The 7,227-nt window shown below is 70.1% G+C and carries 4 protein-coding genes; 1 reads left to right on the forward strand and 3 read right to left on the reverse strand.

Going from position 1 to position 7,227, the window contains the following annotated elements:
• The 3 genes from AB0958_RS43950 to AB0958_RS43960 form a co-directional block, all read right to left on the reverse strand.
• Nucleotides 1–534, reverse strand: a 534-nt coding sequence (locus AB0958_RS43950; protein ID WP_366896094.1) for a PQQ-binding-like beta-propeller repeat protein, incomplete at its 3' end; no start/stop codon positions are given.
• A 481-nt stretch (nt 535–1,015) separates the two neighbouring features.
• The gene (locus tag AB0958_RS43955; protein ID WP_366896095.1) at nt 1,016–3,067 is read right to left on the reverse strand and encodes a hypothetical protein; all 2,052 of its coding nucleotides are present in this window, start codon (nt 3,065–3,067) and stop codon (nt 1,016–1,018) included.
• Between the two features lie 47 nt (nt 3,068–3,114).
• The gene (locus AB0958_RS43960) at nt 3,115–4,677 is read right to left on the reverse strand and encodes a hypothetical protein (RefSeq protein WP_366896096.1); all 1,563 of its coding nucleotides are present in this window, start codon (nt 4,675–4,677) and stop codon (nt 3,115–3,117) included.
• Between the two features lie 381 nt (nt 4,678–5,058).
• Here AB0958_RS43960 and AB0958_RS43965 point away from each other — a divergent pair, with 381 nt between their 5' ends.
• A complete protein-coding gene (locus AB0958_RS43965) occupies nt 5,059–6,264 on the forward strand; it encodes a hypothetical protein (protein WP_366896097.1) in 1,206 nt (401 codons plus the stop codon).
• The last annotated feature ends 963 nt before the right edge of the window (nt 6,265–7,227 follow it).

A 7,227-nucleotide genomic window follows, 5' to 3' on the forward strand; every position in this document is an offset into this window, starting at 1 on the left:
GGCCCTTCTGATGGATCTCCGTGGGAGAAGGAGCGGCGTTCGGTGCGTGCGCTCGGCGTGCGGGGTGGCGGGCGTCGCGACGCCGCGGAGATCCATCAGAAGGGCCCGAGGGGCCGTCCGGCGGGTCAGGTCGCCGGGAAGGCGTCCTTCGGCCAGTGTCCAGGCGGCGCCCAGGGCAGGTCCCGGTGCGCCGTGCGCGGGCCCCGTCTCCTCCGCGAACCGGCCGTCCGTGCCGGTCAGTTCCAGCACGCGCCGGACCTCGGGCCGCAGCCCGCGCAGCTCCATGGCGCCGCCGCCCGCGGCGACCCGTTCGGCGAAATACACAACGCCGGTGCCGGCCACCGGCGATGCCTCGATCGGGGAGTCGTTGGGCAGTGTCCAGCGTCGCTGTCCGGTGTCCGCGTCGACCGCCACCAGATCGAAGAGATCATCAAGGACATAGACGGCGCCGTCGGCTATGGCCGGCGTCCGGTAGGGAATGCCCCCGCCGGGTACCTTCCACAGCGTTCTGTCGCCGACGTCGACACCAGTCATCGCTCCCCCTGCCCAGGCATCGTTGGCCTTCCGCGTTCACCCGGCACCCTTGTGCGCGACCAGACCGCGCAAGCCGGCAATGAAACGAACCCCGACATGTCGCTTTTGGGCAGCGCAACCGTGAATCCGCGTGCTCCTACAGCCCGTTGGCCTCGCCCGGCCTCGCAACTCTCGGGTCCCGTTACGGTCGAAGCCGACGCGAGACGGCTACGACGGATCGATGGGACGACGCGGACCGGCCGGAGAGTTGGACGCCGCACGGGCGGTGAACTCCCGGCCCGGCGCCGCGGGACGGCGTCCACAGCCGATGGCAGCGCGGCGTGCCCGCCCATCCCGTCCGTGGCCGGACGAGCCGCGCGGGGGGGCGGTATCCGCGATGTTCGGGCCACAGGCACCGGCCTATCGCGCACGTCGCGCGGGTTCTCGGCATCCGTCCCGAGGCTCCGCGCGACGGGGTGAGACGGGTCTCGGCTGAACGCGTTCATCGTCTGGTGAGCGGGAGGCTCAGGACCCCGCGGTCGTGCCCGACGATCAGGTCCGGACCCGCGGTGGCCAGACAGGTGAGCACCACATCCAGGGCGATGTGCCCCACCGCGCCGGTCTCCGGTTCCCATACCCGCAGCCGGTGACCGTGACGGGTGCCGGTGACCAGGACCGTGTGGCCGCCGTGCAGGGTGGAGGCGGTGATGACCGGCAGGCCCCCGGTGCCTGTCGAGGCGGGCAGACCGTCGCCGACCGGGGCACCGGTGGCAAGGTCCCACAGCATGACCACGCCCTGGTTGTCCCCGGTGGCCAACATGGTTCGGTCGGGTGTGGGCACAGCCGCCACGGCTGCCACCCGGTGGTCGGCATCGGCGAGGGCACGGGCGCTCAACTGCACGGCCGCGCCGCGTTCCCAGGGGTCCTCGACGGCAGGGTCCCACACATGAAGGCGGCCCCCGGTATCCGCGGCCGCGATCAGTGTGTGGTCGGCGGCGATCGGGACGGCGGCGATCGACTGGATCGGACTGCCATAGGGGTTGAGGCGCCCGACGCACTCACCGGTCTCCGGATCCCACAGCCGGACCGCGCCCCGGGGGGTGGCGGTGACGAGCAGGGTGCGGCCGTCGGGGACGATCGCGGTACACATTCCGGTCACCCCGCCAGGCCAGTCCCCGGCCGGTTCGCGGACCGGCAGCCCGGTGACGGGGTTCCACAGGGCGATCGTCCCGGTGTCGCCTCCGCTCGCCAGCAGGACGCGGCCGTCGGGCAGGGGCAGGGACGTCATCGAGCGGACACGGTCACGGTGTCCTGGCAGCGGGGCATGGACGAGCCGGGCGTCGGCCACGTCCCACAGGCACACCACGGCCCTGTCCCCGGCGCCGGCCACGAGCGTCGGCCGACCCGGGCGGGAGACCACCGCCAGCGCGTTGACACCCCCGGATGAACCGGACGCCGAATCGGAGAACACCGGCACATCGGAGAACACCGAGATACGGCCCCAGGGGGTGCCGTCGGCCGCGAGCACCGCGTTCCCGTCCTGCCGGAACCGAGTCGCCGCTTCACCTGTTCGTCCGGGCGCCGTCGACTCCACCATGGCGGCCGACTCGTCGGAGTCCGCCCGCGCCTCCGTCGGGCGGTGCCGGGGGCTCGCACCGTCCGGGTTCTCCGCCAGGCCGTCGGCGATCGTCCACGTCTGCTCGCAGTCCCAGCAGCTGAAGTCTCCGGTGAGCGCCATCAGTTGGCGGGCCAACTCCCTTGCGTCCTGTTGCGGGGTGCCCCCGACGGCGACCATGCCGACGACCAGACACAGGACGGCCTGTCCCGGTGTTTCGGGGGGTACCCCTGCCACCGCGACGTCGCGTGCCGCCCGCAGGAAGGGCTCCCACTCCTCGCCCAGTGCCTCCTCCCGCAGTGCGGCAGCGACCTCGCCCCAGGGATGTCCTCCCTGCCTGACATGGGCGGGATCAGGGCGTCCCGGAGCCTCGGCGGGCGGACGTGCCGGGTCCACGAAGAAGTCGGGGATCTCGGTATCGCTCCCGCACTCGGGACATATCAGCAGGAGGTCACCTTCCCGGGGATCGGGGAACCGCCACAGCGCTTCGCCCATGTGGTGGCCGGCGAAGGCCACGCAGGCGAGCACGAGGTGGGCGCAGACCCGCGGGGTGGTATCGGCGGCAAGGAGGCTTCGGATGGCCGCCCGCTCGGCCAGACGCAGTGCGGCGCCGAACCCCGTCTCGAGATCGGCCGGGACGGGGGGCCTGTCCTCCGCGGTCACGATGCATCCCAAGTCCACCCAGAAGTCCGCGGTCTGTCCCGGAGGCAGGGCCGCTGCCGCCTCGACGAGATGCGGCAGAGCGGCATAGGCCCCGTCGAAGACGGTCCCGTCGTCCATCAGGCCGCCGGCCAGGTACGTCCAGGTCTGCCTCCATCCATCGTCGCTCCCGGTGGCAGCCGCGGAGGACAACTGCTCCAGGAGTGCTTTCACCTCTTCGACCTTCACACCGTCGAGGTCAAGCCAACGAGGGCTGTGCAGGGGCAGCTTGGGAGTCATGGAACGAGTCTCGCAGGCAGCACTGACAATCAGGAGGCTGCCCCGGATCAGCTCATCATCCGATCGGCGACCACTGCCACGGAACGGGGGACGATCCGCTCCAGGACCGGCAGAACAGGATCCCAGTCGCCCGCAACCATCACGACCTGCGCGGCGAGCCTGCGGGCGTGGGACGGCGCGGACAACTCCACGAGTGCGGCCAGGGCGCGGGCTCGTGTCGCGCGGTGGGCGATCGAGCGGGTGAGAGCCTCGGCCCGGGCGTGATCGCCGTGCCGGGCCGTCTCCCGGACGACCGCGACCAGTGCCTCGCCCTGCGCCCAGCGGTCGTTGATCGAGTGAACGAGAGCCTCGGCCCAGCCTGGATCGCCACGCCGGGCCAGCTCCCGGACCACTTCGATCAGCGCCCTGTCCTGTGCCCTGCGGTCGTTGATCGTGTGGGCGAGAGCCTCGGCACCGCCCGTGTCACCGGACCGGGCCAGTTCCCCGACGACGTCCGCCTGCCGCGCCACGGACAGATCGGGGTCGAGACGGCCGGCGAGGGCCATGGCCCGCTCGACCTGCCCGTGCCTGGCCAGCAGGAGCGTCACGGACCTCAGCAGAATGTCGTGATCACGGCCGTCGCCGGTCTCGAGCAGTGTCTCGGCCCGGTCGGCAAGGGCCAGGACCACGTCCTGGTCGGCGCTGTGAACGACCGCGTCCAGCACACAGGCCATGTCCCAGGCGTCGAGCGGGGATCCGGGAGGGAACGGGCGAACGGCGGCCTCGTCCAGGTCTCCTTCCGGGACCACCATGTCCTGTTCGGCGGCTTCGCCGAGCGCCCACCCGCATACCGTGCCCCCGGCGCCGACGGCCGGTCCGGGCCGGGTGCGCAGGAGAGCATCGAGCCGGTGAAGGTCTCCCGCCAGCGCCTCGCGGGCCAACACCGCCGCCAAGGGCCGTGGCTGGGACCACCCTGTCGAGTTGCGGGAGCGGGTGATGTCCTCCACGCGGTCGGCAAGTGCAGCGGCTCGGTCATGGTCGCCGCTGGCGACGGCCACCTCCACGAGGAGGGCGAGCACCTGTTCCGTCCCGTCGGCGGCGTAAGAACTCACCACGTCGTCGGCGCGAGCGGCGAACCTGAGCGCCTCATCGATGTCGCCGCTGTCCGCCACCGCCTTCGCCAACAGGGCCCAGGCCCACGCCCAGTTGTGCGGGTAGCGGATCCTCTCCGCCAGAGCGACGGCCCGGTCACGCTCACCGGCACGGGCCCACGCCGGCACGAGGGCGACCAGTGCCTGGTCCCGCACCTGCCGTAGGGGAATCGACTCGGCCAGCGCCTGAGCGCCGCCCAGGTCTCCCGCGCCCGCCGCGGCCTGCACCAGCGCCAGTAGTTCCGTACCCTGCTTGAGCTCGTCACTGATCGTGTACGCCAGCTCAGCCGCACGGACGAGGTGGCCGGTGCGGGCAAGCGCCCTCGGGAACCACCCACTGGTGAGACCGGTGCTCGAGTGCCTGCCGACCGACAGCCGCAGAAGGGTCAGCAGGCAGGGCTCGAACCCCCCTTGAGCGATGTCGCTTCCCATGTCGTTCTCGGGTGCCAGGCCGCGACGTAGCTCTCGTTCCCGCGTCATGAAAAGCTCTGGCCCCCACTGGGCCAACCCCTCTGACATACCTGGTGCCCCCCTTCGAAGCCCCTCAACTGCGCACCTGCGCAGGCGGCCCAACAGTAACGGGGCCCCCGACCTGACGGAGTCTCGCCAGTGGCCTGGCCGAGACGCTGGTCCCGTCGGAGCGCAGGAGGGCGACAGCGCGCCCGCGCAGCTGAATCGCCGCACAGATCCACGCACCGCTGAGCCCGTTGTTTCAACAGGGCAGCGGTGAACATCGCGTGGCTCTCAGCTCGGACATCAGCTTCGACGATGCCTCGGCCGCGTGTTTTCCCCGATGCGGTGATCCTCAAGAGCATCTACAGTCGTCTCGGTCACATTTCTGGGGGGTGTATGAAATATCGAATGTTGACCGCCGGTGTGGTGAACCTGCTGATGGGAGACGGCGAGACAACTCCGAAGGGCATCGAGACCACCGCCCTGGAAATGGTCCGCACGGGCCGACTGCAGGGTGAAGAGAAAGCCGACGGTACGGTGACCGTACGGGTCGTCCCGCAGACCGCCGACTCGGCACCGCTGCGGCCCGTCGAGGAACTGATGGTCGAACGGATCCGCCGGCGCTGCCGAAGCGGTGTGGACCGCGTGCCGATAGGCGCCCTCGGGCCGGGCGACGGCGACGAGTTCTGGGTATGGTGGCGCGGCTTTCAGAAAAGCGTCCGCAACGAGGCGACCGCTCTTGGCCTCATACGGTCGGCCCGGAACAAGTACGTGACGCTGCTGTATCGGGGTGCGGCCCTCGCGGCCTGGTTCGGCGCCCTGTGGGCCGGCGTTTCGTTCAGTCCCGAGTGGATGCGGATCATTCTCAAAGCGGTCCTCGTGCTCAGCCTGTTGGGGCTGGTGCGACTGTCAGACGTCCCGCTCGAATCCGGGCCCAGGTTGACGGCCGCCGGACGGCAGGCCGCGCGCGAGTGGCGGACCCACGACCGCGCTGGAGAGCATCGGCTGCCCAAACGCCAAGTGGGAGCGGCTGGTCCCGAATCGGCGCTTCCCGTGCGCGAGCCGCAGCGGATCTGGTCCGCGTACGGCAGATCGTGGCACGTCGTGGACGCCGGGCCGCTGGACACCCCGCGCTGGGGACACCTGTGGCAGCTCGTGCTGCTGGCCCTGGCCGTGTGCGCCGCCTTTGGCGCCCTGGTCGCGGTGACCCTGACCGCGCACCGCCCGGCGTTGGCCTGGGAATGGGACACCGCTCCGTTGCTCGCCGGCGTACTGCTGTGGGGTTTGTGGCTGCCGGCCCGCCGCCGGGTCCTGGCCGTTCCCGACGAGGCGAGCTTTCGCGGTGCTGTCATCTCACGCTGGGACTACGACACCCACTACGACGACCCGTACACGGACATCACGCACTACTGCTGCTCCATCGAGGACCCGGCGACGCGGAAAGCCTGGTCCTTCGAGGTCGACCAGTGGAGCCGGCCGATGTTCTCACGCGCAGCGAACCCCGAGCTCAAGGACCGGTTCCGGGTAGGGGACGTCGTCGATGTCCACTGCAGCCCGCGTCGGCGAAAGATCCATCAGATCAGTGTGGTCGAGGCCGTGTCGCGGACCGACTGACGATTCCAGCGACGAGGCGTCGTAACCGCTATCGGTTCGAAGTACCACGCAGCCGTAGACGCTGGGCCGGCCAGAACCTCCGGGTACGCGTCCAAGATGGAGGCACAGAGGAAGCCCAGCAGCGGACTGGTCGGCACAAAGCGGCACTTCCCACCAGACGGTGGCGACGAACCTCGCGCCTCGGCCGTCCGCCGGTCCCTGCGTCCAGGGCGCGAGCTGTACCGCAACGCGGGCATCCTCTCAGCCGAGTTGTGTCCGACCCCCCGGACGGCCCTCTAGGGCCCTAGGCGCCGGATGGCCCCTGTCTCACGCTGGCCCAAGCCGCACTCGTCCACGTCGACCCTTGAAGCCTCCACTCCCGAGACCTACTTGACAGTCGGCGCCGACGACCTGCTCCGCCACTGACCGACGTCGAGGCCACCGGCACGGTGAAGTTCGCAGACCATGCATGCACATGCCGCAGGGAACCTCATCGCCGCTGGGGGCGCCCTGGACCTTATTGGGCCGTCCGGCTGCATCAACGGGCGGCATCAGGGTTCAACAGCCGTAATCGGCACGAGTCAGCAGGCCCATCGACGTCCGTGCCACACGCTGCCTCAGGGCCAAGCCGGCGCGATGCCAGACGTCGATAGCTGCCGGCCTCCGGGAGGTCACGTTCGATGAGGTGGTGTACCGACGGCCCTTCCACGAGACGGGCCCCGCCGCCATCATCTGTCCGGGACGCACTAGAAAATCACAGGTCAAACCATGTATCCGCGCCACCGGCCTGTCATCTGTGGCGCACTTTGACCGGGTCGAGGTGCGCCACAGCCCCTTCAACGTGAACTGGTCCCCAAGCGGTCCCCAAGAATAATCAAGGGACCGCTTCAGATCTCCTCTGAAACGGCCCCTGACCTGCGACTGTCTCCAGTCGGGACGACAGGATTTGAACCTGCGACCCCTTGACCCCCAGTCAAGTGCGCT

Source organism: Streptomyces sp. NPDC006655 (assembly GCF_040703965.1).
Lineage (GTDB): Bacteria > Actinomycetota > Actinomycetes > Streptomycetales > Streptomycetaceae > Streptomyces.

Bases quoted from the DNA above. Each gene is read 5' to 3' on its own strand.
- AB0958_RS43965 (WP_366896097.1), top strand. From the start codon at position 5,059: ATGTTGACCGCCGGTGTGGTGAACCTGCTGATGGGAGACGGCGAGACA.
- AB0958_RS43960 (WP_366896096.1), bottom strand. From the start codon at position 4,677: ATGACGCGGGAACGAGAGCTACGTCGCGGCCTGGCACCCGAGAACGAC.
- AB0958_RS43955 (WP_366896095.1), bottom strand. From the start codon at position 3,067: ATGACTCCCAAGCTGCCCCTGCACAGCCCTCGTTGGCTTGACCTCGAC.